This is a genomic window from Yersinia massiliensis CCUG 53443 (genome assembly GCF_000312485.1).
GTDB classification, from domain to species: Bacteria; Pseudomonadota; Gammaproteobacteria; order Enterobacterales; family Enterobacteriaceae; genus Yersinia; species Yersinia massiliensis.
Window position 1 is genome coordinate 1,120,083 of sequence record NZ_HE997643.1, and the last position, 26,666, is coordinate 1,146,748.

Consider the following 26,666-nt stretch of genomic DNA (forward strand, 5'->3'; position numbering starts at 1 on the left):
TTGATGATTTGACCGAATTTGCAAATCAGTGACACCGTAACGCCCTGTTGATACTCCGCAGGGCGTTTTTATTGTTAGCTCAGAATGGCTGAACCAAACGCGCCTTGCCAGTCATGTTCAAACTGCTCTACTGCTGCTTTCACTGCTGGCGTGCTGATAAACTGCTCAGCCACATCCACAGGAATAGTGACTGACTGGCAACCCGCTAACAGGCAATCTAAAACTTGGCGTGGTGTCCGGAAACTGGCGGCCAGCACTTTTGCATTGGGTGCATGCAGGGTCAGCAATTGCTGTAACTCACGTACCATCGCAATGCCATCTCCCCCTTGCGCATCTAAGCGGTTAACGTAAGGCGCAACATACTCAGCCCCCGCTAATGCGGACAATAGCCCTTGCCCTGCACCATAAACTGCCGTGCCCAGCGTCGGGATTGACATCGCTTTCAACTTCTTAATCGCAGCGAGCCCTTCAGCAGTGGCGGGGACTTTAATCACTAAACCAGGGACGCGCTGCGACAATAATACCGCTTCAGAGACCATCAGCTCACTGTCGCTGGCTAAGACTTGGGCGAAAAGCTTGCCCGTGCCACCCAATGCGTCACGCAGTGCAGGTAATACTTCCCAGATAGGTTTGCCCGCTTTGGCTAAAATGCTGGGATTTGTGGTCACACCTTGCAATGGTAATACGCGTGCCAGCCGTTTTACTGCGGCCACATCTGCGGTGTCGAGATAAAGCTCCATAAAACCTCCGATTGGGATAAATTTAGCGTTCAAGTGAGTCTGAGAACCCATCTGAGCAAATAGATTGGTCAAGATTCATTGACAGTAATCATAAACTAATCGCCAATGAATAACGTGATCTCTATCAATTTACCTTCATTCGAAAGTTAAGTTAATTTCAAACGAAGAACCATTCACTACTACAATGTGATTCAATATCACTTTTACCTTATGACGACAGCGCATTGACCATGCTATTTAAGGTATTATTGTTCGACGATAACTTGTCACTATGATTGACAGCGTCCCTATTGAGTACATTTATCCCTCTGGAATGCCATGAACCCAAGACAACAGACAATTTTACAATTGGTCAATGACCGCCAACGTATTAGCGTCAATGAGTTAGCCCAAGCTACCCATGTCTCCGAGGTCACCATTCGCCAAGATCTCAACGTGCTGGAGAAAAGAGGTTTGCTCAAGCGCGTGCACGGTTCTGCTGCGGCACTTGAAAGTGATGACGTGGATGTCCGCATGATGACCCATTTCGCCACGAAGCAAAAAATGGCTCATTATGCCGCTTCATTAGTAAATGACGGTGAGACGGTGTTTATTGAAAGTGGGAGCAGCAATGCCCTACTGGCCCATCATTTAGCCCAACGCCCCGGGATTACCTTGGTCACGGTAAGCGGCTACATTGCGCGCCAATTAAAAGATTCTGCCTGCGAGGTCATCCTACTGGGGGGGATTTATCAGAAGAAAAGCGACAGTATGGTGGGTCCACTCACTCAACTTTGCCTGCGCCATGTCAATTTCAGTAAAGCATTTATTGGCATTGATGGTTACCAGATAGATGCAGGTTTTACGGGGCGCGACATGCTTCGGGCAGACGTTATCAATGCCGTGTTAGCGAAAGGCGCTGAAAATATTATTTTGGCTGATGCATCAAAATTTGGTCTCGTGCACCAGAACTCACTATCACCATTATCCTCAATCAGCCGAGTGATCACTGATAGCCGCCTACCGACAAATTATCAACAACAGCTCGTCGCACAAGATATTCAAGTCGATATCATTAGTGAATAAGTGGGTTGAATTCATCACTTCGCCATAATATTTAACGATTAACGGGGTCACACAGTGGCAGACATTACGTTCACGCGTGAACAAACACAGCGCATGGCGCGAAAGATCCAGCATTATTTGGAACAAGAGCACAGTATTGAACTGGAAGATTTTGATGCGGAGTTTTTACTGGAGTTTATTAGCCGCGAGTTGGGTGCGCACTATTACAATCAAGGCATCAATGATGCTATTGCCCAAGTCGAAGCCAAAATGTTAGACATCACAGATTCAGTGTTATGGCTGGAAAAACCCGTGCAAGACTGAGCACGGGTCGAATAAAGTTCACGTCATCACTGCCCGTAATAGGCGTTTTTCCCATGTTTACGCAGGTAATGCTTATCGAGCAACTGCGGTTGCATATCGCCTAATTGTGGGTTCAATTGGCGTGAGAAGATCCCCATATAGGCCAATTCTTCTAGCACCACCGCATTATGTACCGCGTTATCTGCACTGGTTCCCCAAGCAAAGGGCCCGTGAGAATTGACTAAAACCGCAGGCACATCTTCTGGCTTAATGCCTCGCTCATGAAACGTTTCGACGATCACATTGCCGGTTTCCCACTCGTAGCGACCCGCTATCTCTTCGGGGGTCATCTGGCGGGTACACGGAATGGTGCCATAAAAATAATCAGCGTGCGTCGTACCCCATGCAGGCAAATCCAGCCCGGCTTGCGACCAAATGGTGGCATGGCGAGAATGGGTATGAACAATGCCGCCAATTTGCGGAAAACGCTGGTAGAGCACTCGGTGAGTGTCGGTATCTGACGAGGGTTTTTTATTGCCCTCGACTACTTTACCGGTTTCCAACTCAACCACCACCATATCGTCCAGCGTCATGACATCATATTCCACGCCTGAAGGCTTGATGATCAGCAGACCACTTTGCCGATCAACGGCGCTGACATTACCCCAAGTGAATGTCACCAGATTATGGCGCGGGAGCGCCAAGTTAGCGGCAAGAACTTGCTGCTTCAGTTCGTTGAGCATCGTCATATCCTGATTAACTGAATTTGATTCATTTTCAGCGTCACAGGTCAGAACCGGTATGGGCGAAATCGCTATAAACTGCGTAAGGATCGGCTGGAAAGCGCAGTCTGCGAACTACGCATGTCTGACGGTAATATTTTATTCAAGGCAGACAATGGGTTAATTGTGCCTTTCGCCTCAGAAAACCCTTAAGTCATTCCCCTCAGCTAGCCAAATTAAGACTATTTACCTTTTAAATGATTTCAGGGCATTTATACTAGTTTCTATTGGTGACAAAAGGACTTTTCAGCATTAATCCCGAATTAATGCCTATATGGCGTTTTTTATTCTAAATACTCAAAAATTAGGACTGCAGCTAGAATTGATATAATGCCTATACTTAGTTAGGTAAGTTCAATTTGATACAGCTAGATGAGGATATATACATTCAAAGTGTATTGCCTGATCTATCCATACCAAGCTAACAGTCAGGAGAATAGCTATGATGATCAACAAACGATTTGCCACTGCGGCATTAGCGCTAACCCTCGCTTTTTCACTGTCCGCTTGTTCTAACATGTCAAAACGTGATCGTAATACCGCCATTGGTGCTGGTGCCGGTGCTGTAGGTGGTGCCGTGCTGACGGGGAGTACGTTAGGGACGTTAGGGGGAGCTGCTATTGGTGGGGTGATTGGCCATCAGGTCAGTAAATAACCTTATCCTTCGTACTTGACGTTGCAGGGGTGTTCGCGGCGTTTACTCACCCGAATCACTTACTGATGTAAGCTCACCGGGATGAGTTCACTTGCTGCCTACCTGCAACGCCAATTACTTTGGGTAAACGGAAAAAACTTTGGATAAACGTAAAAGTCGCTGACATACCGCGTTTACATAATAAAGACCGTCTATTTATTCTCTACAGAATTACCTCAACCGCCCGCCAGTTTGACTTTCATTCCTTTGGCTTCTAAAAGTTGTTTTAGCAAGTCGCGTTTATCGCCTTGAATCTCAATAATGCCGTCTTTAACTGAACCGCCACAACCACACTTCTTCTTTAATTCAGCGGCCAATTTTTCGATTACATCATCACTGCCGTCAATACCGGTAATCAGGCTTACGCCCTTTCCCTTGCGGCCGCTAGTTTGACGCTGAATACGGACAATACCATCGCCTTTAGGACGTTCTGCTTTTACTTCTGGCTCACTGATACGACCCGTATCCGTTGAATAAACTAAGCGGCTATTATCATTGCTCATTATGCGCCCTTTTTTAGCGAAGCCAGAATTTCAGTCAACGTTTTTTCTGGGTCAGGAGATTGGGTGATCGGACGCCCTATTACCATGTAATCCACACCCGCGTCGACAGCTTGTTCTGGTGTCATGATGCGGCGCTGATCGCCTGCGTCACTGCCCTGCGGACGAATGCCAGGAGTCACCAGCTTGAAGTCAGTTCCACACACCTGTTTTAAGCGAACCGCTTCATGGGCAGAACAGACGACGCCATCCAAGCCGCAGTCCCAAGTGAGTTTTGCTAACCGCTCGGCCTGTTCTGCTGGGCTGATATTGATGCCAATGTCACGTAAATCTTCACCGTCCATACTGGTTAATACGGTGACAGCAATCAACAGCGGTGCCTGTGCGCCAAAGGGTAATAAGGCTTCTTTGGCAGCAGTCATCATCCGAGCACCACCGCTAGCATGGACATTGACCATCCAAACGCCTAGTTCAGCCGCAGCAGCAACTGCGTGGGCTGTCGTATTAGGAATATCGTGGAATTTCAAATCGAGGAATACGTCAAAACCACGCTGCTGAAGATCACGAACCAATTGTGGGCCATATAAAGTAAACATCTCTTTGCCCACTTTTAATCGGCAGTCACGTGGATTGACACGATCCGCAAAGGCTAATGCAGCGTCTTTGTTGGCATAGTCCAACGCGACAACGATGGGAGAAGAGAACGGGCCACTGTTATTCGTGTTCGTTGCAGACGTCATTTTTAAGCCTTTTTTAGTCAAAAGAGAATATTAACGCGGTCATTCTACAGGGTGCGCCACTTAAATTACAGCCATCGCACAGCACGGTATATACAGTGACTGTGTCAGACTTTGATTGATTAATTAAAGTTATGTCAAGCAATTGGCAGCAGCATAGCTGCAGTTAAGTAAAATAGTTTCAAGAAGCGTAAATTATCAATCAAATAATTTGAATGATACCTTCAGTGCTTTGTGATTTTCATTCAATACCAAACCTATATCATACACTCCATCGCAAGGTATTGATTGTCTAGCAAACAAAGAATCAAACCTTAACTATACATATAACAGTGATAAATGGAGTTCCACATGAAGAGTATCAAATACATCGTTCCAGCATTGGTCCTTTCTCTTGCTTCATTTGCCAGCGTTGCCGCTACGCAAATCCAGCATGCTCAATCAACTGAATTGAATGAAATTGGCGTGGTTGTTGCTAGCAATGCCAGCACATTAACCGATTTAGAAAATGCATTGGCACAAAAAGCAGAAGCTGCAGGTGCAAAAAGCTTCATGATTACTTCTGCGACCGGTAACAATAAGCTGCATGGCACCGCAGTAATATACCGTTAAGACTTCATCCCTCCCTCGATTAAGTCTGTGTCCAAACAAAAAAGAGCGTACAGCGCTCTTTTTTGTTTTTGACCATTCCATTTAGATATTTCCCCGGTTAATGGTCTGAAATAAGTGTCATTTCACACTTTTGCGATTTTTTAATGTGAATTTTTTGTGACAATCGTGTTATCCCCTAGACAGTTCTCCTTACCTCGCTTAGCTTGGTATTTTCCCCTAAGTTGAAGGTTACATAATGAGCGAAACATCGACGTTAACCATTAAAATCCCTCTGGAATTAAAAGAAAAAATTAAGGCTGCCGCCTTAGAGAAACAATTTTCCCTCAGTACCGAAGTCTGCGAGAGATTAGAAAAAAGTTTTGAGGTTGATGTTAAAAATACGAAGGGCAGTCGTAAAGACAGCAAATTGCATCACGGTGAGATTGATAACCAAGGTGTAGAAGAGATCTCAGAGCAACCACTTAGCCAAAAAGAGTTGAAGAAACTACGCCAATTACTGAAAGATGGCGTTAAAGCACCGCAGAAGAAAAAGTAACTCGTCCTAATTGTGCCATACAACGCTTTATCGAAACATCGGGTGATTCAGTTCACCCGATCAATCACTATCTGATCACACCTTCAGCTACACATTCCATCACAAATATTGGCTTATTGGCCATCTAGTCCGCGGATAGGTTTAACCGATGCCCAAGCGCGGCATGACGGACAGTGCCAATACAACGAGTGAGCAGTGAAACCACACTTATGGCAACGATAACGAGGCTTAGTCCGAATTTGTTCGCCAACCATATCCCGCAGTAACAGCAAGCTCTCTTTCGCTCGCCCTTCTTCCGCATCAGCTAAGTGGTAATCCATCAATCGATAGAAAACTCGCATAGTAGGATGGCGTTGCAATTGGCGGTTGATATAAGTTTGCGCCACATCGCGGCCTTCGTGTTGCTCCAAAATTTCTGCCAGCATCAATTCAGCTGTCGCGCCGGTATTATCTTCTACACAGCGTTTAAGGAAATTAGCCCAAGCCTCGGGCTGTTTCAAATGTTGGTAGCAATCGCTCAGCATAGGCAAAGCCTCGCTGACCATTTCTTTATCTTGCTCCAAGACGCGTTCCAGCGCTTCAACCCCTTTAGCGTACTCACCTCTGGCGATATGGACTCGGCCCTGCATGATGGAGACGCGAGCGCATTGCTTGTCAGCAGAAGCCGCTTTTTTTAATAGCCCCATCGCCTTATCGAGATCATCGATGCCCATCGCTTGCAGAGCAAGTTCACAATAAAAATGGGCAATCTCTAAACGCTGATTATCTTTGCCCATCTTGACCAGTTTTTCCGCAACTTCGATTGCGTTATTCCAATCACTGGTCGCCTGATGAATCACTAAGAGTTGTTGTAATGCGCCGAGCCGGAAATCTTGTTCTTCAACCAATTGGTTAAACATGTCTTCGGCACGATCATAGAATCCGGCTGCCATATAATCACGGCCGAGTTGTTGAATGGCTAACAAGCGTTGTTCAAAAGTCAGAGAAGCGCTTTCCATCAATGCCTGATGGATGCGGATTGCTCGATCGACTTCGCCACGTGAACGAAACAAATTACCAAGTGTGAGATGTGCTTCCACCGTCGAACTGTCTTCTTTTAACATTTCAAGAAACAGGTCAACCGCTTTGTCCTGTTGATTGGAGAGAAGGAAGTTAACCCCTGCCACGTATTCTCGTGACAGGCGGTTTGCATCCTGCTGTTTATCCTGCTGAGCGCTTCTACGCCCCATGTACCAGCCATAGGCAGCCGCGACGGGTAACAGCAGAAACAGCATTTCTAACATAGAAAATTATTCCTTGCTGACAGCAGATGTCGTGACAGTCGCACCAGTGTCGACAGGCACCTCTTGCTGTGATTCAAGACGTTTAATTTTCCGCTCTGCTCGGCCCAGTAAAATACGGATCCGCAGATAAAAAAGCCCACAAATAATCCAGCCAAGCACCAAGCCCGCAGCGAAAAGCGTTGCCAATAAAGTTGATACTCGATATTCGCCCTGAGCTAATAAATAATTGAAGGTTACGACCTGATCGTTATTCGCCCCTAATGTGACTGAAATCACGAAAATCACCAGCACTAACAAAAAAATCAGCAAATATTTCACGTTTTTTCCTAAAGGCCGAATCAACCTGATGAATTATGCCAAAAATGTGGCGTCGTTACTTGATAAATTAGCACTTCCTCACGCAGCAAAGAACCCTACACCAAGATAAAGCGACGTTTCAGCATCTAATCGATAGAATTTTAAGCGTTAGAATGAAGAATTATCATCAAGGACTTAATTCTCCTTGTGCTCCCGCTGCTCAATTTCATGTTGTTCAGTCGGTGCAATCGTTAACGAACCGAACCAACGTTGCACTAGCCCGCAAACAATCGCGACCAATAATCCACTGATAAGCGTTGCAACAACCAGGTCTCGTGGCCAATGCATGCCTAAAGCCAGACGGCTCATCATGACGCCTTGTGCCCATAACATCAGTATGATGACCGTTTTATAATGCCGCCGAGGCCATAATAACCCCACCGCTAGCAGCGCCCAAGTGGCTGCAAAAACCGTATGACCCGATGGAAAAGCAAAGCCAGTTTCAAACTGCCAATGACTGCTTAGCCAAGATGGAATGAGAACTTGATTTTCCAACTGCTGCTTAACCAGTTCGCTGCGCCCAGCGCGAGGTAAGGAATAGAAATAGTGATTATCAATATGATGTTCCGCCTCCAGCCATACGACGAACGGACGAGGCGCTTGCACCTGCTCTTTAATCAGTGACTTAACGCCTTGCCCGACGATGATGACGGCCCCCAAGATGACCAACAAACCGATGGCAGGTTTTATCCGAAAGCGTAAACACCACAGGAACCAACCACCGAGCAGCACACTGGTCAGTATTCCCCATGGCGCAGTGACGGTTTCTGTCACCCAGAAAAGTCCCTTAAGCCAGTTTTCATTACCACCAGGCTGCCAGTGCCAACCGTATAGCCAGATAATCAGCGTCGGCAGCAGTAAAATAAGGGTTCCTACACTAATACGTTTTGCTATTTTCCCCATCTAAAACCCTTTTTGATCATATCTCTATCCATCGCTATCTCACCGCAAGTACCGGTTGATAGCACAATTTTTGCCAGTGCTATAGCAATAGAGTATAAGTGCCGCTACCCATTGATAACATAAACAAATTTTTTATATTATTGATATAAGTTACCAACAGGTATGGACTATTGACTTACTGCTGCTTTGTTGAACAGCAGTCCGCATCAAGTTATGGCAATATAGCTAATAATAATCGCGGCGAAACTTTTTATTTAATCCTATCCCTAAAATGAATATGTATAGGGTAGATCGCTGATTAATGCGGATATCCACAGTAGGATAGCAACAACCTCCCTAAGGGTCTGACGTTATAATATGAACAGTAAGATGCAGTTAAAACGTGTAGCAGAAGCCAAACTACCCACTCCATGGGGTGACTTTTTGATGGTTGGTTTTGAAGAACTGGCCACTGGGCATGATCATCTGGCTTTAATCTTTGGTGATATCAGCGGTGATGAGCCTGTACTTTCCCGTGTTCACTCTGAGTGTTTAACGGGTGATGCGTTGTTCAGCCTGCGTTGTGATTGCGGTTTTCAACTAGAAGCAGCTTTGGCCCATATTGCTGAAGAAGGTCGCGGTGTACTGATCTACCATCGTCAAGAAGGCCGCAATATCGGTCTATTGAATAAAATCCGCGCGTATGCGCTGCAAGATCTTGGCGCGGACACTGTCGAAGCCAATCACCAGCTCGGTTTTGCGACTGACGAACGTGATTTTACCTTGTGTTCAGACATGTATAAATTATTGGGCGTCAAAGCGATACGTTTGCTGACGAACAACCCGAAAAAGGTTGAGATCCTCACCGAGGCGGGCATTAACATTGTCGAGCGTGTGCCATTAATCGTTGGCCGTAACCCGAAGAATGAGCAGTACATGGCGACAAAAGCAGCCAAAATGGGCCATTTACTGACAAAGTAAGACGCTAACGACCTGCCATAAACCCGTTACTCTTATGAGTTAAAGATCGTGTTATGACAAAAAGGGTGATCTCTCAATCACCCTTTTTGTCGTTCAACTTCATTAGTGACAGCGTCACTATCTACTACAACATTTTGCGTATCACATAATGCAAAATGCCGTCATTCTCAAAATAAACCAGCTCATTGCCCGTATCGATACGGCAGCGAGTATTCACTGTTTGTTGCCTTCCATCAGCATAGGTGACCATTATCGGCACCACCTGCCCTGGAGACAGGTTTTGCAATCCGGAAACGCTAATCGACTCATCCCCCGTTAAACCCAGTGTTTTACGGTTGACGCCTTGCGGGAATTCGAGTGGTAAAATTCCCATTCCAATTAAATTAGAGCGGTGAATACGTTCAAATGACTCTGCGATCACAACTCTAACACCCAATAATCGTGGCCCTTTGGCTGCCCAATCGCGGCTGGACCCCGATCCGTACTCTTTACCTGCAATGACTGCAAGAGGCACATTTTCCTGTTGATAGCGCATTGCTGCATCGTAGATAGACATTTCATTTTGAGATGGAATGTGACGTGTCATACCGCCTTCGGTCCCCGGAACCATCTCATTGCGAATACGAATATTGGCGAATGTGCCGCGCATCATCACTTCATGGTTACCACGACGAGAGCCATAGGAGTTAAATTCACCGATCTCTACCCCACGATCACGCAAATAACGGCCCGCAGGACTATCTGACTTGATATTCCCCGCAGGTGAAATGTGATCAGTAGTCACTGAATCGGCTAATATTGCCAAAATACGGGCTTGGTGGATATCCTGAACGGGATCCGGTAATGCTTTCATATCTTTAAAGAAAGGCGGTAAACGAATATAAGTCGAGTCATTTTGCCAATCGTAAGTTGGGGTACTTTCAACTTGAATCGCCTGCCAATCTTTATCGCCATCAAACACAGCAGCATATTCCTTACGGAACATATCGGTTTTGACTTCTTCCACCGCTTTAGCGATTTCGAGTCCGCTGGGCCAAATGTCTTTCAGATAGACAGGGTTACCCTCAGGGTCGTTACCCAGAGAGTCCTGAGTCAGGTTAATATTCATATTCCCTGCCAATGCATAGGCAACCACTAAGGGGGGCGAAGCGAGCCAGTTCGTTTTCACCAAAGGATGAATGCGCCCTTCGAAGTTACGGTTACCCGAGAGTACCGCACCCACCGTTAAATCCCCTGCTTTGATGGCTTTCTCTATTGGTTCCGGTAATGGGCCTGAGTTACCGATACAAGTCGTACATCCGTAGCCCACCAAATTAAAACCTAAATGATCCAGATAAGGCGTTAAGCCTGCCGAATTAAGATACTCAGTGACCACTTTGGAGCCGGGTGCGAGCGAAGTTTTCACCCAAGGTTTGGTTTTTAATCCCCTTTCTGAGGCTTTTTTGGCAAGCAGGCCCGCCGCCATCAACACACTAGGATTAGAGGTATTGGTACATGAAGTGATGGCCGCAATGACCACCGCGCCATGAGTCAATTGATGGGTTTGCCCCTCAAGAGTAAAGTCGACCTGCTCGACTTTATCTTTTTTGCTATTGAATTCCAGCTCTTCAAATGCTTTAAACGCGAGAGGTACCTTGGGTAGCACGACACGGTCCTGAGGGCGTTTCGGTCCGGCAAGACTGACTTCGACCGTACTTAAATCCAGTGATAACTGGCTAGTAAACACCGGTTCATCACCGGGATTGCGCCATAATCCTTGCGCTTTGCTGTAAGCTTCTACCAGCGCGATTTGCTCATCGCTGCGACCACTTAAACGCATATAACCCAGCGTGACGTCATCAACAGGGAAGAATCCGCAGGTTGCGCCGAATTCGGGTGACATGTTGGCGATAGTTGCGCGGTCAGCGAGAGGTAAATCGGCCAATCCATCACCATAAAACTCGACAAACTTACCTACGACACCGTGTTTGCGTAGCATTTGGGTCACCGTCAGCACCAAGTCAGTAGCGGTGATCCCTTCGCGCATTTTGCCGGTCATTTTGAAACCGACAACATCGGGGATAAGCATTGAAACAGGCTGGCCCAACATAGCCGCTTCTGCCTCTATCCCGCCGACACCCCAGCCAAGAATCCCCAACCCATTGATCATGGTGGTATGGGAGTCGGTCCCCACCAGCGTATCCGGATAAGCAATACGTTTATCACCCTGCTGTTCATGCCAAACAGTTTGCCCCAGATATTCCAAATTGACCTGATGGCAGATCCCTGTTCCCGGTGGCACAACCCGAAAGCGGCTAAAGGCTTTTTGCCCCCAACGTAAGAAAATATAACGCTCGTGGTTACGTTCCATTTCTAAACGAACGTTTTCACCAAATGCGGCTTTATCACCGAACTCATCGACAGTCACTGAATGGTCAATGACTAAATCGACGGGCGATAAAGGATTAACCTGCGCCACATCGCCGCCCAATCGAGTAACCGCTTCACGCATGGCAGCCAAATCCACCACGGCGGGAACGCCAGTGAAGTCCTGCATTAGTACACGAGCGGGTCGATAAGCAATTTCTCTATCGGCATGGCCCGTTTGTTGCCAATCAACAATTGCCGCTAAATCCTCTTCCTTTATTTGTTCCCCATCTAGATGGCGTAATAAGTTTTCCAACAGAACTTTCAGTGATTTAGGTAAGCGGTCGATATCCCCCAGCACTGCCGCAAGCGTCGGCAGGCTGTAGTAGTGATATTCGTGATTGAGGGCAACCAACTTGGCCATACTCGTTTTCCGCAGATCCAACGACATAGTGCCTCCATTGTTTCTTATAAGTGTTCTGAGTCAGCATTAATGCCAAGGGTGTATTCCCTTGAAATAATGTGGTCTAGACTAAATATAACACAAAGAAACATTAACATTTTGGCAACAATGGCGATCATTCGCAGTGATAGGTGGAAACGATGGTAATGGCTATTCGCTATTTTCAATATCAGCTATTGGTACAGTAACGTATTGGTATCCATTGTTACGATCCCAAGCTTTCACCGCCCCAAGTTCTTCGGTAAGTTGTTTGAAACCTTCATTAGGTGACTTATCTATTTTATTAGAATAATGATCTGTCCCATCAAATAACTCATCTATTTCATCAAGTAAAGAGTCTATTTCCCCGAGAGCTGAACTTTCCGCTGAACGTATTATTCCGACATCAGCCATATCATCCCAATCATAATCATCGTCAGGGGGGATTTTAATTTCTGCGCGATCATTAACTGTGAATGAAGCAGTATTGGCAGCAATGTAAGAACTAGGTGAGAATATTTTTTTAAACCAATCAATAATTCTTTCAGTAACTGTTCGACAATCCAGATCCTTCCTTAGCTCAATCGGGCAGTTATCGTTAAATTCAAAATATACACGTGCTTTATTTTCATTTAACGTGAAGTCATCACCTAATAACATCTTACAATTCAATGTGAAAACCTCCCCCTCTACGTCGCTATAAGTCGCTGAGTAGACCATTTCAAGCGCTGAATCATCATTACGCTTAAATTCCATTGATATATGAGGATCATGATCTAAGTGGAGGTAGGTTTTATCACTATATTCAAGGACGACATCTGCCATAGAAAACTCACTTATTAAACTAAGCAAATTGACTCGTCTTTCACATTCATTAAAATCGCTAGGTGAATTTAGCCAACCTTTATGAACTAACTGCTCTAACACCTTACTGATATTGTCATGATCTGCAATATTATAACCATCAATATAGAAATGGGCTTTATCGTGTATAGCGCCCTTTGTTTCTAAGGCTTGAACTGTATGGCTAATATCTATATTTGATATTGGGTAGGATATTCTATCCATATGCATTCCTTTTAATAGCATTCTGGGAATTGACATGAATTAAAATATCAAATGAATATTCTACTTTCTTTTATATTTTTACTTATTCTCTCTGATAAGGTAAATCCATCACTCAAAAGTGATGGACTTACCTTGATGTGCAAAATTTACTTCGTCGGCAGCTTAATATCTTTAAACATCGCCTCGATATCTTTGAGTCGCTCCGCACAAGGCTTAGCGGAGTATTGAAAGTATGTACCAACGGAATTACACAGGAATCACACAGGTTTTTCGTCGTCCATCTGGATTGTATACATTTTGCAAGCATCATCATGGGACAGCCATTCACATAACCCTTGGCACCAGAGATTCCTATGAGGCTGCGGTAATGTCTCGTAGTTTATTGATGGTTTATCATCAGCATTCCTGTGAACCACTTGAGACAGTACGTCAGATGCTCTATTCATGCAGAAAACAGCTTCAATTAACTGCTCTGGTGGGTTATGCCGTGCCGCCTTCTCTACCCCAAACTATGCCAGTTGTAGAGAGACCAATAAGGGCTGTTGCACCAAAACCAAAGAAAAACAGAGAGAAGCGTTTAACACTGTTAGTTGTTCTGGATGATTACTTAAAAAGTAATAAAAACGATTGGAGGGAAAAGACGCTTAAAGTGAATGAATCACGCTGTCGTTACTTCATCGATTTTTTAGGTAATAGATTGATAACAGAAGTGAGTAAGTCTGATATTTCTGACTTTAAGCAGCACTTAGTCGATAAAGGATTCAGTCCTAATACATGCAATGATTATTTTATCAAGGCATCAGGGTTGTTCACATTTGCCTGTAAGCAACGGGATTTCATTACAAGAAGTCCGTTTGATGGGATGGGATTTAGGAAGGTATCAAATGTTACTGATAAGAGAGGGATACTCCATCTAGAGCATGAACAAGCACTTAAGGGCTTCCCTGAGCATTCACAGAATTGGTGGTTACTCCAGTTGCTTTGGTTCACTGGATGCAGGATAAGCGAGATAACACAGCTACAGCCAGCCGACTACCGTGTAATTGATGGAGTTGAGTGTATTTCTATAAACGATGAAGGGAATAAAACCCTTAAGAATGAATCCTCTACGCGAACCATACCTATTCATGAAGACTTGCTAAAACTCGGTGTTTTCACTGATAAACCAACATTCACTTATACCCCAGATAGGGCTTCTCAGCTTGTTTCTTCAATCTATACGGGAGTAGGCGTTACAGCACACAGCTATCGATATGGTATGAGTGACAGACTTAGAAAATTGAACATTCCTGATTATGTCAGATTTGAACTCTTAGGGCATGCACACAAGACAACTACCGATAGGATTTATAAATCAGACGATGCAATTATATTATTAAAGTCTGCTATAGATTTAACGTAAAAAATTAGCAGTAGTTGTGAAAGATTCCACTTGACCAAGAAACTGTTTTTACATACAGTAAAATCAACATGTAGTGAATTTTACCACGAAAAGGCACTACATGGAGTAAACCCTACACACAACATGAGATAAAAAAATATGACCAACACAAAGAAAACCTCGTCACAAATAGCATCGCAGGCGGCACAAATATTGAAAAATCCTAATGCTTCCGTGATTCAAAAGCAGCTTGCTGGTTCGGCACTATCCCAAGCAGGCACCAGCAACCAAACAGGTGCTCATATGGAGGAAGTAGCATCAAAAGTTCTGACAAGTCCTAAATACAGCGAACAGACTAAGACGCTTGCTGGATCAGTGCTCTCTCAAGCAAACAAAAGTCGTTAGTGAGTAATGACAACAGCCTCGCAATTGGGCTGTTGTCATGAAATCCTAGCGGTTTAGATATGAACTATTAATATCATTTAAGATGTTGTCGTTGTAACTATTGATATTATTTTCACTTATTAAATTAAATACACCTTCGAGCTTTCCCGAATCTATGTTCAATTTCACATCCGCAGGTTTCACAGTTATATGATTTACTGGTGCTTGGTACTGACTACCGCCTTGGTACGGTGTAGGAGATAACATTGCTTGCGGTGTAGGCACCATCGCTGATTTGCTATCTTTAAACTGATTCTTCAATAGCTCCCAAGCACTCAACCCCATGATTAAACTAGAGTTGGAATTCAATCTCCTTTGAGGTTCTTTAACACTTTCAAATAATTGTGCTTTTGTCTTTGGTTCGGCTAGTTGGTTAACAGAGAATCCAGTAAGCTTGATTATATTTGCAATGATTTTGCCCAATCCCTCGACAAGAGGTGTTAACTGACGCATAGCTTCGGCTAGGCCATCCGTTCCACCCATCGCGTTACTAAGACTGATTGAGAACTTATCGCTTAATGTTTGTGATGCATCTTTAACAGCTATTCCCCACTCTCTCAAACGGGTAAGACTCGCTAACTGTTCATCAGTCAACAGCTGACCTTTTTTCTTCATATCTTGAAGGGTATCAATTACTTGCTTGCCATTGTCAGCAAAGAGCCCACTTACTCTCGATAGGTCATTCACGGTCTCGGTATAATAACGCATCTCGGATGCACTCTTTTTAAGCTGCTTACCATTGGCCACCATATTTACAACGAACTCACCAGAGGTCATTTTACCGATATCTTTGATGGAATAGCCCAACGGCTTAAACAAATCGTTATAAACATCGGTCAGCTCACCACCACCTTTCAGCTTGCCGGTCTTCTTGTCAAAAGTTCCTTGGCTGGTAAGTTCACCAATCTTTTCTTGTAAGTCTTGGAAAACATTATCTAAATTTGCATCAATCCCTTTGGTCCGTACCAATTTTTGAAGCGCCTGTGCTTCGTAACTATCAGCACCAGCTTTAGTTAACTTATTGATACTTTTAGCACGGTCTACAGATGAACTGGCACTGCTATACGCGGCGTAAGCCCCGCCTACAGCACCAGCTGCCATCATTCCCCCCAAACCCACACCTAACAAAGCACCACCACCGTTCCGGCCTTCTGCTGCTCTTGTTTTGGCTGTCTCTCGTTTAAGTCTACGAGCCTGTGCCTCAGCTCTACGGGTATTTGCCACTAAGAAACGCATTTGTTGATTCATCTCACTGAGGTCTAAGTTACCTTTTTTGTACTCTTGGCTCAGGAGCTTTGCTTGCTGGATTGCTTTATAACGTTGCCCGACCCCCAGATTCTCCATTCTACTGATAGTAAACGTTGTATCACGGAGTTTCATTGTCCCGTTAATTTCCCGTTTCAGTGCTAATTCTGATTGTTTCTTTAACTGTAAACGGCGCTTCTCAGCCTGTGCAGCCTCTTTAGTTGCTTTAGTTTGGGCTTGTTGAGCTTTCCCTGTCTGTTCCATCTGCTTTGACTGCAATAAGCTTGTCTGTAGCCAGTCTTTATGGGGTTTTCCTAGCATACCTGTTAGGCCACCCTTTGCACCTGCACTGCCATATACCTTCTTCATCGCGCTTACTTGAGCCTGTGCTGACTGTTTCGCTATCTTGACACTATTAGCTGCCGACTTGGGAGTAATGCTATTATCTAGAATTCCAGCTGCTTCTTTCTTCAGCTTTTTCATGTCGTCTTTGATTTTCTTTAGGCTTTGGGTATCTGTTTGATACTTAACAATGTTTGTTAACTTGGCTGCTGTTATATTCATTATTTATCTTCCTCTTGTTGTTATTATTTCCGTTCGCTCTATTTAGATAAAAAAAATAGCCCAGCTATTTAGGCTGAGCTTATTTTTTAGATTGAAGTGGTAATGTCAGCGCATCCTCGAGTGACATATTCTGTTGTTTCATCCGCCAATGTACCGTTGATTCCGAAATATTGAATAGCTTTGCAAGTTGTCTAATGTTCAAGACATTCAATACATCATTGCCAGATATACGTCGAATTACACGGTGTGAGCTACCCTCTTCTAGGCAAATAACCATAATACAATACCTCTATATAATATAAATGATAGATAAATAAGAACGGGGCTAATATAAACCCCGTTCAAAAATAGAATAAGTAGGCATGTAAAGAGGGTAAGCATTATATTAATAAATACCCTCACACCTAACTTAAGCTTTGATAGACAGACTGAACGTAGATTGCGGTAAGTTATTCACAGCCAGCATGCTGAATTCACTCACAACAGTTGGGAAGCCCCATTCATTTACAGGAAGCATATACTGCAAGAACGAGCCTTGCTCACCTACCATAAAGGCTGATTTAACCGCAGGCCCAGCATGGTGAACGTGGACACGACTATTCTTGTTGAATTTCGTAACCATATAACCGCCATTATCAGGGATGCTATATTGGGCGTTTTGTCCCGTCACGTCAATAAACACAATTCCCTTGTAAACCCACATCTGGTATGCAGGAAGCAATTCAGTATATTGTGATAAAAAGTTATCAGCTGACAGACTCGATAAATTATAAATCATTGTCTCGGCAACGCTTGGATGATAGCGCAATTGGTTAGCTAATTCACCTGAACAAATAATAAAGCGTTGCTCAACATCACCATTCTTACCTTGGCATTCAATCTGGGATTGTTGAATCAAACTGTCTAATTGTTGAGGGACAGATTTACCTACAGCAAAATCAAATTCAATATTAGTTTGAGTGGTTCCTGAAAATTCGTCGAAATAGTTCAAATCACCTTGCCCAGCATATTGAGATTTAGAAACCCCACGTAATACTGAACCCGCCAGAATCTTATCTTTAGTATTATAAAATTGAATAGCTTGTTTTTCTACCAATTCTAATTTAGCTTGCTGTAATGATTGATCATTATCAGAGCCAGCACGACGGAAGCGTTCTAGGTCACGGCTCGTAAGTTCATCAACGCTGCTGAAATACGGGAGCTGATATAAATAGTTAGAGAACTGGGGACGGAGAATCGTGTTGAAATCTGGGCCATATGGAACGTTCTCATTAAACACCTGTTCTGCACGGTCTAATAAGCGATCGAGGCTAACGTTTAATGTATCGTGGGTTTCTACACTAAATAAATTCAATGCGTTAAATAGTCGGTTTGGGACTTTAATTTTTTTATACAATTCACCAAGGGAAACGATTTGGTCACTTGGATTACTTGGGGCACGATTAAAAGCCATATTATATATCTTCCTTATTATTATTTTATTTTCACTTACTCATGCAAGTGTTTTTATTATTTTATTGTTTAGAATTAAAATTAGATTATTATTGTTATCTTTTTAGTCTGTTACTGAAGACGGAAACCGTCAGCAATCAATAGTGTTCTTGATTTAGTTAGACCTGCGGTATCCGCTGCCTGCAAGACTGCCTCGCGCAACACTACTCCAAAAGGATTTGCTACACGGATTGTTTGTGATGCACCTGCTGGGTAATCCTCCAAGACTACGTAGACCTTTGTACTTGATGAGGTTGCTAATGCACCTGATGTGGTATCAATAACTGAACCTGCATAGGTAATAGCTGGGAGCGTAATAGTTACAAGCTTTTGACAGAAAATGTGATCAGCCGCATATGCGATTATATCATTCTGGCCCAGTGGCGATGTGCCAGTTTTACCGTATTGTTGTAGTGACATATTATTATTTCCTTTTGTTGTTATTATTGTTTGTATTTATTAGATAAAGAGTCTTCGAAAGATTTTAGAATATCGTTATTATTTTCTTCTTCTTTGATATCTACTTCTTCAAGGGTAATACCTGCAATTTCTAGAGCTTTAAGTAATTCCTCTGTAATATTAGTTCCTCGAGCTTTAAAAACTAACGCTTTGTTATAACCGGATGCTGCACCACCTTGAATAGATAGTGTATAGGCGAGGTGTGGCCCCAGTGGAGCTTTTTTATCAGCCTCCCAATCAAAGGTGACGTCTTTTAGTAGTTTTTTTGGTTTCATCTAACCTCATATTATTTAATGTTATTATTGTTCACTTTGAAAAGCCTCTTGAGTTGACTTGAATCGAATATTTTTAATTTTAGAGAATAAATAAATAAACAAGAAATAATCAAAATCAACAGCAAGAGACTTTTGAAAGTATTTTAAAGTTAAATTGTTACTTTGATTGTTACTATTAGAAGATAAGTATATGAATTAATTGAACTACGAAAAAATGCAGTTTAAAGTTAAAATAATGGGCTCTACCACACCCAGTGATAGAACCCTTATCTTTATGCAAACAAACAACAAGGAAGTAACAATGAAGAAATAAGATTATCAGAGAAATGAACGTGAAGAGCGTATCATTTATTAAAGTCTCTAAAGTAAAGACCTTAAGAAATGCATCTGTAGCAGTTGTGCCAGAAACACAAAGGAATTGTCCCACAGATAAACATTATATTACGAAAAATTAAGTTGGCACAGAACTTTCGTTAAATTTTAAGGAGAGGAATTCTTATGGCTATTATTCGTGGTAATAAGTTTCAAATCATCCCTCTATAATCTATTATACCATAATTCGGTATTGACTACAATATATTGTGGTGGTTTTCCTTGACTATTTATTATTTATTTTAAATGAATCTCACGCAAGGATATTACCCATTCCTGCTAACTCATCTTGGAACTCTTTCATGGCTGCTTCTGCGCATCGGAGAGCGATACGACTTACTACGTTAGCTCTCGTAATTAATTCAGGGTGGTTCTCTATAATAAAATCTTCATTCGGTTCAATAACCGCTGCCATAGCGTCTAGTTTATCTTCAGTCCACTGCATAAGTTCGATTAGATTAATGTCATCTCTGGTAAAGTAATCTAAATCAAGGTAGACAGATTCTAATTCAGTAATTGCCTTACCGACTTTTTTGATAATCTTCTTTTCGGCTCTTCTCTGTAGAAAATAAAACATAATTTTGGTTTCCTTGTTTTTTATTATTATTGTTTGGCTTTTATATATCACCGCATTCTGACGGAGCGAACACGGTATTTTAATCGAGTACACCATAAGGCATAGGGTAGCTTGGGTTTATAGAGAACTCTATTCCTACAAGGCACAATCGCTTCTGAATCTTATAGTAACGCTACTGCGGTTATTACCATCGTTGCGGCTGGTAGCTGTGAAATAATTAATCCTGGTGCTACTATTGGCAAAGCCGCCACGGTCAAAGTCACCAGAAATAGTAAAATTAGTATTCTCAATTCACCTCCTGTTCAATTCTCTTTGATTCCTGTTGGGCTATCCACACCAAATAACCGCTAATACTCCACCCACGAGCATTGCACTCTTTTAGTAGCAGTTGGTACTGGTAGCTTTCCAATTCTATAATTAATTTCTTCTTCATTTTATGATCCTCTATTCGTGAACTGGAACCCACATACCAGCCTGATGCTCGTTTAACTCGTACTGGTCGCGACGGTTAAAGTACAACCAGCCCATATGGGGGATTTTTGCATAGTCTTTTTGATAAACACCGCCATCTAAATAATCCACACCATCTTCAGTGACCTTAAGAGGTTTCTTTCTTTTCTTCTTGAGGTGTTCTATCTCTGCTGCTGTCAGGGCATAGTACAAATCATTAGGATGTTTAATTTGGCTGTTTACACAATCGTTATACTTCTGTTTACGTTCAATATTGCATGTACGAATAACACCCCCTATTTAGAATAAGATTTAGACTCTACGCTGCTATACTTTCATTTTTATAATGTACTTCATCGTAAAATTTTAAAACATCTGGCAGGCTACCGTGGAGACTCAAAATATGTAGCTTATGCATTTCATCATCAGAGGCTTTGATGGCAGAACTTACTGACTGTTGCATAGTAATATCTGGTGGTGTAATAGCTTGTTGCTCCAGAATAGAGCCGCGACTACCACGAAATTTATTATTAATTGGATTTAGTCTATGATGAGCAATAGCCTTGGATGCAACCTTGAGCACATTTGTATAGTTCTTTACCGTTGTATCACAATAACCTTTCTCGTCTTCATCAAAGATTACCTTTTTTCTATCAAAGTAACTTTTCACCGTAATAGTAGATAGTGTTTCAAGTGCTTGTAAGGCACGAAAGAATCGATAAGGTGATAATCTGGTATCTTTACCCGCCTGACCTAATGCGCCGCATATGCAGCTATCAACCCAATCAGGTAGTTCTTCATAATCCCAATAATCATTTAAATAATGTTTTGTTTCTTTATTGCAGACAGTAATAACGCTACCCTTAGTTCTTGCCAATCTTCCTCCTAGTTATTGTTATTGTTTAGCCTCTTCTTGCAATTCTTTTAACTTTTGTTCTAACACGTGCATTTTATAAAGTACGATGGCCTGTGAGTACATGTTCCTACGCGAAGCACTAAGACCAGATCTAGGCTGAATGTAAGTTCGAAGTGCTGAGTATGCGAGTTTCCCTGAAAGGATATCCGCTAATGTTTCTTCTGCTGTATTACGAACTGTTTGTTTAGTTTTCTTCATTCTTTTTTTCCTTTTGTTCAATGCAAAAAGGCCACCTCTATTGGGTGACCTCAGACGATTAATTTATTTTAACTATCTTTCTAGCTTAGAAACAAACTCTCTTACTCCTACTATTTATAATACATCAGATTTGGAATAATGTCAATATATAAGTAATATTATTTTTGTTATGTATATCCAATATTACAATAACAGAAATAAAATCGTTTTACAAGCAGTCTGATTGATTAATAGATAAAACCTTGTACGGCTTATTTTCTCTATATATCTCTTGTTGATTCCCCCTTGTTTTAGCCCTTCATGCTGATAGGCATAGGGTAGCTTAGGTTTTAATAGAACTCGTCTTCTACAAGGCATAATCCCTTCTGAATCGTGCCTCTATCCTTGCATATTAGATAAACCATCTGTAAGACTGTCTGTAAGGTTATCTATAAGGTTGTAGCCTGTCTGTCATTTATAAAAGCCACTACTATAAGAGATAAGAATAAATCGACATCCCGACTGTCTTTCTGACACTCTGACTATCGATTACTTCTAACATTCGTTTACTGAGTTAATCACTCTAAGCTATCGCTTCTCATGCTAAACCTCAGACTCATGTTATAAAACGCATTACTATATAATAGGGTCTTCTTTCGCTACGCTCACACCGACCCCCCTACTAACTGTAACCGTATAATTAAATGATTAATGAACACGATAAACCCATGTCCCTTACTCTTTTAATGATACGTAACACTCGATAACCAAACCATCACATATGTAATGATAAAGATATTACACTATGCAATATTCTTGGTCTCGTGTCTCTTCTATCTACTTGTGCAAGCTGTTAGCTAACAGCTTGCACAATGTATATATTATTAAAATCTTGCATGGTTTGCTGTGTTGACCTTGTTCTTTAGTTCTTTCAGCCCTTATAGGCTTAAGATTATTCTTTTCTTTCTCTGTTTATTAAAAACGTTCTTCTAAAAGCCTATTACATACTTTCCAGTTAGATTGGGTGTGTGTAGCTGGTACAGCGTTACTGGAACACATTATCTATTATGGCTGTGAACACTCTAACCGAGTGAGTATCACTCTTTCAGCCATTACTCTTATAGTAGTGGCTTTTATTCCTGACTCTTACAGAGTCTATAGTAGATCGTTTTATCGGTGTAAGAATGGGATGCTTAAGGAGTGAGTAACGACACACCGATAACTACTATAAGTATGTCGTTTTATTTTTAGTTAGAAACGCCTATTATCTTTGTTATAATAGGATCAACAGATTCAACAATAAGCCCCGTTCTATGAGTATACCATTCATGAAGTCACCATCTACACCACTTAACAGTATCCAGTGCATTATCACCCCTAACAAAAATGATCTAAATCAATAAGTTGAAAATAAATACGTCTTTCATATAGGGTAAACAACTATTAGTCATTTTGAAAACTGGTTGTGGCGATCGAACTCTCTTAATCGATCGGTTAAATCTATCGCTTATACCTATCACATTTCCTTATTTGATTGTTTATACTGATCAAAAACAACAGTTAATATAGGGTTTATATAACCTTTAAATAACCGGTAATGATGGTGTAATGATTTGTCTGGTTAGGCAGTGATTACAACAGTGCATATACATCTATATGAGCTTAGAAGCCCCGCCCTACCTGAATCCACAATAAAATGGAGGTAAAAAGATACTAAGCGAATATCTCTTTCCATCCTCAAAACCATGCAAAAATGAACTACAAATGAAAATTTTATTATTGTTTGTTGTTGATATGCATTCTCATGTTTAACACATAACAAAGAGGTGTTTAGATGTTATGCCTAAGTCACACATTGGTATTCTGTGATATAGAAAACACTCGTAATCATTGACTATTCCATCTTTTAGATTAAACTGACTTCATACTAAACATTCTGTGACTTAGAAAACCCAGTAAACAAAGGGAAGTGGCTAGATGAACCTCGTTGATGCAGTCAAGACAAGTGAACAAGCCGAGCAGGTAGGCGAACTACTCCTAAAGCATGGCAATCAAACCTATGCTGATATCTGGAACTTTGGCCTACAGGTAGCCTTACGCATATCTGACCTGCTATCTCTGACTTATGCAGACGTACAAGGGGACAGGTTGACTATCATTGAAGGAAAGACCAGCAAGCCTCGTCACATCCTGCTAAACGGCAAGGCTAAAGCCATTGTAGAGCGTCGCAAAGCTGCCAACCCTACTCATGTATACCTATTTGAAGTGTCTACTAATAGAGCCAAAGGGAAGCCTATAAGTAGGGAGAACGTATCTAGAAAGTTCAAAGAGATAGGTGAGATTATAGGTATTGCTTTAGGCACTCACAGCATGAGGAAAACGAGAGGATGGGTAATGTACAACTCAGGGATAAACATAGAAACAATTGCAAAGGTGCTAAATCACAGCACCCCAGCTATCACTATGCGCTATATCGGTTTAGACCAACAGACAGTTGATAATACTTACACTACCTTCATCATCTAATCACACCATGCTAGCGCCTTGATAACCCTTGCATTTAGCCCCTTTACGGGCCTTAGTCATACATACCCACAGCTATACACCAACCCTTCTGTACGGGCTTCCTATGCGCTTAAACAGCTAACGATATTTTAGGATTATAATGCGAATGATTCTCGCCTGTGGTGAAGTGCTTAGAAGGTAGGACACTGAGACGGATATTTTTAAGGCAAGAAAGATAGGAGAGTAGCCCCTTTTTTTAAAAGAGGCCAAAATGGGAGGGGGTTATTGGTGGTGTTTTTTACTTTTATTAATAGCTAAATTAAACATTTCTCTTATTACTTTGAGTTCGCCAATCTCAATCTTCATAATATTAGCACTACTACCATTCACTATTTGATATTGTATTCTTCTGGCTCTAACATCATGTATATCTTTCCCTGGACTAAGATAGTAAACGATTAAAAAACCCTCAAGCATAAGGTAAAATATAGCAACCTTCTCAATATTACTTTTATCCATTCTGAAGTTCATCATTACGTTCTTAATCATATCGTCAGAGATATTATTTGAACTATCAACCACTCTAGCCACTGATAATCTTAAAAAATGGTCAATTCTTAAGCTATTGCCTCGTCCAAGTTTCATTCTGTTATTTATAATGCAAAACTTTAAAAGATCTTCAAACTCACCACCTAAAGCGATACTTTTAAAATTATCATTACTAGTTAGTGATGCTCTCCATAATATGCTTATGAAATATAGATAAAATCTCTTGTAATCGAAGCCATTTATTGTAATCCGATCGTCCTGCTTAATAACATTCTTCGAAGTTCTAAATATTTTAGTCCCATAAGATTCATATTTTACACTAAGGAACTGTTCACATTCGGTGCAAAGTAGTTTTTCTTTTGGGTCTGAATTACTGAGTCGAGGTTCTATCTCATCACTATCAACAATGACAACTAATTGGTTTGATTCTCTTTTAAGACGCTTATAGTAACTGCGTGGGATTATATGCGAGTTCTGCAATACAGCACTTTTACCACACAATTTGCACTCTTCTAAAAGCTCCATTGTTTCTCCAATGTGGTGGATAAACCTGCGTTCTAATGAAATGTGAAACAGAGGGGGTTGATCCCCTCCTCTGTTGAGTCTAAGCTCACGGCGGAAAGTTACACATAACTCACACATAACTTACACATGTGAGCGACCACGATTTTTAGAGGCAGATGTAAGCTGTTGATTTAGTTATTACTTCGTCGGCAGCTTAATATCTTTAAACATCGCCTCGATATCTTCATTAGAACGCAGTGCCACCGCTTTATCCACGACGTCACGAGTAAGATGAGGAGCAAAACGTAGAATAAAGTCATACATATAGCTACGTAAAAATGTGCTACGGCGGAAACCAATTTTGGTGGTGCTATAGGTAAATATATCCCGAGCATCAACTGTCACTAAGTCTGGGTCTTGTATCGGGTCAACTGCCATGCTGGCAATCACCCCAACGCCTAATCCTAAGCGTACGTAGGTCTTAATGACATCTGCATCTGTCGCTGTAAAAACAATACGAGGCGTCAGGCCAGCTCGGTTAAATGCCGTATCCAGCTCTGAACGCCCTGTAAAACCGAAGGTGTAGGTCACAATCGGATAAGCCGCTAATTCTTCAATGCTGACATGAGCTTTACCTGCTAACGGGTGGTCAGGCTTGACAACAACCGCTCGATTCCAGTGATAGCACGGCAACATAATCAGATCGTCGTATAAATGTAGCGCTTCAGTGGCTATGGCAAAATCCGCACTGCCCTTCGAAACGGCTTCAGCGATCTGTGTCGGCGAGCCTTGATGCATGTGCAAGGACACTCGCGGATAACGTTCAATAAAACCTTTAATGACATTCGGTAACGCATAGCGAGCCTGAGTATGTGTTGTGGCCACATACAGTGATCCTTTATCTGGATAGGTATGTTCTCCAGCAACAGCTTTAATAGCGTCCACTTTTGATAATACTTCGCGGGCGATACGAATGATTTCTAGCCCTGCTGGGGTGACCTGCGTGAGATGTTTGCCACTACGGGCAAAAATTTGAATACCCAGTTCATCCTCTAGCATCCTGACCTGTTTACTGATCCCCGGTTGCGAGGTGTACAGCCCTTCAGCGGTGGACGATACATTAAGGTTATGATTGACCACCTCAACAATATAACGGAGCTGCTGCAATTTCATAGCTAGACCATCCTAGGTTGAACACCGTGGAAAACCCACGGTTTGGTATATCGGTATCACCCGGTACGCCGAGAAGTTATTAACTAAAACCCGTAACTGCATAATGCTGTGTTGGTCAGTATTGACCTTATAATAACCTTAGGTGATAAGAAAATATTTTATATAACTAGATTACTATATCACTTCATCCGTAGCTGTATAGACCCTTGTGACTCATAAAGAGCATCAGCATAAAAATGGTATTTGGGATCATGCAGACGTTAGCCAAAGACGGATAA

The 26,666-nt window shown here is 42.2% G+C and carries 29 protein-coding genes; 9 read left to right on the forward strand and 20 right to left on the reverse strand.

What is annotated here, in order from left to right; all coding sequences use genetic code 11:
* Positions 1–74 precede the first annotated feature (74 nt).
* Positions 75–740: a fructose-6-phosphate aldolase gene (gene fsa / locus BN68_RS05005; RefSeq protein WP_019210065.1), complete on the reverse strand. Its 666-nt coding sequence runs from the start codon at positions 738–740 to the stop codon at positions 75–77.
* A 318-nt stretch (positions 741–1,058) separates the two neighbouring features.
* Between fsa and BN68_RS05010 the strand changes: the two genes are divergently transcribed.
* Positions 1,059–1,805: a DeoR/GlpR family DNA-binding transcription regulator gene (locus BN68_RS05010; protein WP_019210066.1), complete on the forward strand. Its 747-nt coding sequence runs from the start codon at positions 1,059–1,061 to the stop codon at positions 1,803–1,805.
* 54 nt (positions 1,806–1,859) lie between these two features.
* Entirely contained in the window at positions 1,860–2,108 is a 249-nt protein-coding gene (locus tag BN68_RS05015; RefSeq protein ID WP_019210067.1) for a DUF2164 domain-containing protein, read from the forward strand.
* 26 nt (positions 2,109–2,134) lie between these two features.
* Here the strand turns inward: BN68_RS05015 and araD are convergent, their stop codons facing one another.
* A complete protein-coding gene (gene araD / locus BN68_RS05020; protein WP_019210068.1) occupies positions 2,135–2,830 on the reverse strand; it encodes an L-ribulose-5-phosphate 4-epimerase in 696 nt (231 codons plus the stop codon).
* A 481-nt stretch (positions 2,831–3,311) separates the two neighbouring features.
* On the opposite strand from araD, the gene osmB reads away from it, so the two are divergent.
* Positions 3,312–3,524 carry an osmotically-inducible lipoprotein OsmB gene (gene osmB, locus BN68_RS05025; RefSeq protein WP_019210069.1) on the forward strand — a complete coding sequence of 71 codons (213 nt, stop codon included), beginning with the start codon at positions 3,312–3,314 and terminating at the stop codon, positions 3,522–3,524.
* A 215-nt stretch (positions 3,525–3,739) separates the two neighbouring features.
* Here osmB and yciH read toward each other — a convergent pair whose 3' ends face one another.
* Positions 3,740–4,066: a stress response translation initiation inhibitor YciH gene (gene yciH, locus BN68_RS05030; protein WP_019210070.1), complete on the reverse strand. Its 327-nt coding sequence runs from the start codon at positions 4,064–4,066 to the stop codon at positions 3,740–3,742.
* Positions 4,066–4,803, reverse strand: coding sequence for an orotidine-5'-phosphate decarboxylase (pyrF, locus tag BN68_RS05035; protein WP_019210071.1), 738 nt, complete (start codon positions 4,801–4,803; stop codon positions 4,066–4,068). The genes yciH and pyrF overlap by 1 nt, the downstream gene beginning before the upstream one ends.
* A gap of 348 nt (positions 4,804–5,151) precedes the next feature.
* On the opposite strand from pyrF, the gene bhsA reads away from it, so the two are divergent.
* Both bhsA and BN68_RS05045 read left to right on the forward strand, forming a co-directional pair.
* The gene (gene bhsA, locus BN68_RS05040; RefSeq protein ID WP_019210072.1) at positions 5,152–5,412 is read left to right on the forward strand and encodes a multiple stress resistance protein BhsA; all 261 of its coding nucleotides are present in this window, start codon (positions 5,152–5,154) and stop codon (positions 5,410–5,412) included.
* Positions 5,413–5,647: 235 nt separating this feature from the next.
* Complete coding sequence (locus BN68_RS05045; RefSeq protein ID WP_019210073.1) at positions 5,648–5,947, forward strand: hypothetical protein; 300 nt, start codon at positions 5,648–5,650, stop codon at positions 5,945–5,947.
* A 113-nt stretch (positions 5,948–6,060) separates the two neighbouring features.
* Here BN68_RS05045 and lapB read toward each other — a convergent pair whose 3' ends face one another.
* The 3 genes from lapB to pgpB all read right to left on the reverse strand — a co-directional run bounded on the left by lapB (position 6,061) and on the right by pgpB (position 8,490).
* Positions 6,061–7,230 carry a lipopolysaccharide assembly protein LapB gene (lapB, locus tag BN68_RS05050; RefSeq protein ID WP_019210074.1) on the reverse strand — a complete coding sequence of 390 codons (1,170 nt, stop codon included), beginning with the start codon at positions 7,228–7,230 and terminating at the stop codon, positions 6,061–6,063.
* Between the two features lie 6 nt (positions 7,231–7,236).
* The gene (locus tag BN68_RS05055) at positions 7,237–7,548 is read right to left on the reverse strand and encodes a LapA family protein (protein WP_019210075.1); all 312 of its coding nucleotides are present in this window, start codon (positions 7,546–7,548) and stop codon (positions 7,237–7,239) included.
* Between the two features lie 174 nt (positions 7,549–7,722).
* Positions 7,723–8,490, reverse strand: coding sequence for a phosphatidylglycerophosphatase B (pgpB, locus tag BN68_RS05060; protein ID WP_019210076.1), 768 nt, complete (start codon positions 8,488–8,490; stop codon positions 7,723–7,725).
* 369 nt (positions 8,491–8,859) lie between these two features.
* Between pgpB and ribA the strand changes: the two genes are divergently transcribed.
* Positions 8,860–9,450, forward strand: a complete 591-nt coding sequence (ribA, locus tag BN68_RS05065; RefSeq protein ID WP_042806400.1) for a GTP cyclohydrolase II — start codon at positions 8,860–8,862, stop codon at positions 9,448–9,450.
* A 124-nt stretch (positions 9,451–9,574) separates the two neighbouring features.
* Here ribA and acnA read toward each other — a convergent pair whose 3' ends face one another.
* Both acnA and BN68_RS05075 read right to left on the reverse strand, forming a co-directional pair.
* Entirely contained in the window at positions 9,575–12,247 is a 2,673-nt protein-coding gene (gene acnA / locus BN68_RS05070) for an aconitate hydratase AcnA (protein ID WP_019210078.1), read from the reverse strand.
* A gap of 162 nt (positions 12,248–12,409) precedes the next feature.
* Positions 12,410–13,306, reverse strand: a complete 897-nt coding sequence (locus BN68_RS05075; RefSeq protein WP_019210079.1) for a hypothetical protein — start codon at positions 13,304–13,306, stop codon at positions 12,410–12,412.
* 232 nt (positions 13,307–13,538) lie between these two features.
* Here BN68_RS05075 and BN68_RS05080 point away from each other — a divergent pair, with 232 nt between their 5' ends.
* Positions 13,539–14,708 (forward strand): site-specific integrase, encoded by a 1,170-nt coding sequence (locus BN68_RS05080; RefSeq protein WP_042806401.1) that lies wholly within the window; start codon positions 13,539–13,541, stop codon positions 14,706–14,708.
* A gap of 138 nt (positions 14,709–14,846) precedes the next feature.
* Positions 14,847–15,092, forward strand: a complete 246-nt coding sequence (locus BN68_RS05085) for a hypothetical protein (RefSeq protein ID WP_019210081.1) — start codon at positions 14,847–14,849, stop codon at positions 15,090–15,092.
* Between the two features lie 45 nt (positions 15,093–15,137).
* Here BN68_RS05085 and BN68_RS24100 read toward each other — a convergent pair whose 3' ends face one another.
* The 9 genes from BN68_RS24100 to BN68_RS05125 all read right to left on the reverse strand — a co-directional run bounded on the left by BN68_RS24100 (position 15,138) and on the right by BN68_RS05125 (position 21,678).
* On the reverse strand, positions 15,138–16,940 hold the full coding sequence (locus tag BN68_RS24100) for a hypothetical protein (protein ID WP_019210082.1): 1,803 nt from the start codon (positions 16,938–16,940) through the stop codon (positions 15,138–15,140).
* Positions 16,941–17,349: 409 nt separating this feature from the next.
* On the reverse strand, positions 17,350–18,393 hold the full coding sequence (locus tag BN68_RS05095) for a major capsid protein (protein WP_019210083.1): 1,044 nt from the start codon (positions 18,391–18,393) through the stop codon (positions 17,350–17,352).
* A gap of 110 nt (positions 18,394–18,503) precedes the next feature.
* Positions 18,504–18,851, reverse strand: a complete 348-nt coding sequence (locus tag BN68_RS05100) for a hypothetical protein (protein WP_019210084.1) — start codon at positions 18,849–18,851, stop codon at positions 18,504–18,506.
* Positions 18,852–18,874: 23 nt separating this feature from the next.
* A complete protein-coding gene (locus tag BN68_RS05105) occupies positions 18,875–19,165 on the reverse strand; it encodes a hypothetical protein (protein WP_019210085.1) in 291 nt (96 codons plus the stop codon).
* Between the two features lie 625 nt (positions 19,166–19,790).
* Entirely contained in the window at positions 19,791–20,114 is a 324-nt protein-coding gene (locus tag BN68_RS05110; RefSeq protein ID WP_019210086.1) for a hypothetical protein, read from the reverse strand.
* A 286-nt stretch (positions 20,115–20,400) separates the two neighbouring features.
* Positions 20,401–20,547, reverse strand: a complete 147-nt coding sequence (locus BN68_RS24260) for a hypothetical protein (RefSeq protein WP_019210087.1) — start codon at positions 20,545–20,547, stop codon at positions 20,401–20,403.
* A gap of 11 nt (positions 20,548–20,558) precedes the next feature.
* Entirely contained in the window at positions 20,559–20,777 is a 219-nt protein-coding gene (locus BN68_RS05115; protein WP_019210088.1) for a hypothetical protein, read from the reverse strand.
* A 106-nt stretch (positions 20,778–20,883) separates the two neighbouring features.
* Entirely contained in the window at positions 20,884–21,441 is a 558-nt protein-coding gene (locus BN68_RS05120; RefSeq protein ID WP_019210089.1) for a hypothetical protein, read from the reverse strand.
* Between the two features lie 18 nt (positions 21,442–21,459).
* Positions 21,460–21,678 carry a hypothetical protein gene (locus BN68_RS05125; RefSeq protein ID WP_019210090.1) on the reverse strand — a complete coding sequence of 73 codons (219 nt, stop codon included), beginning with the start codon at positions 21,676–21,678 and terminating at the stop codon, positions 21,460–21,462.
* A gap of 1,956 nt (positions 21,679–23,634) precedes the next feature.
* Here BN68_RS05125 and BN68_RS05130 point away from each other — a divergent pair.
* On the forward strand, positions 23,635–24,183 hold the full coding sequence (locus BN68_RS05130) for a tyrosine-type recombinase/integrase (protein ID WP_019210091.1): 549 nt from the start codon (positions 23,635–23,637) through the stop codon (positions 24,181–24,183).
* A 261-nt stretch (positions 24,184–24,444) separates the two neighbouring features.
* Here BN68_RS05130 and BN68_RS05135 read toward each other — a convergent pair whose 3' ends face one another.
* Together BN68_RS05135 and cysB are read right to left on the reverse strand one after the other, a co-directional pair.
* The gene (locus BN68_RS05135) at positions 24,445–25,236 is read right to left on the reverse strand and encodes a hypothetical protein (RefSeq protein WP_019210092.1); all 792 of its coding nucleotides are present in this window, start codon (positions 25,234–25,236) and stop codon (positions 24,445–24,447) included.
* A 177-nt stretch (positions 25,237–25,413) separates the two neighbouring features.
* A complete protein-coding gene (cysB, locus tag BN68_RS05140; protein WP_005165856.1) occupies positions 25,414–26,388 on the reverse strand; it encodes an HTH-type transcriptional regulator CysB in 975 nt (324 codons plus the stop codon).
* Positions 26,389–26,666 lie beyond the last annotated feature (278 nt).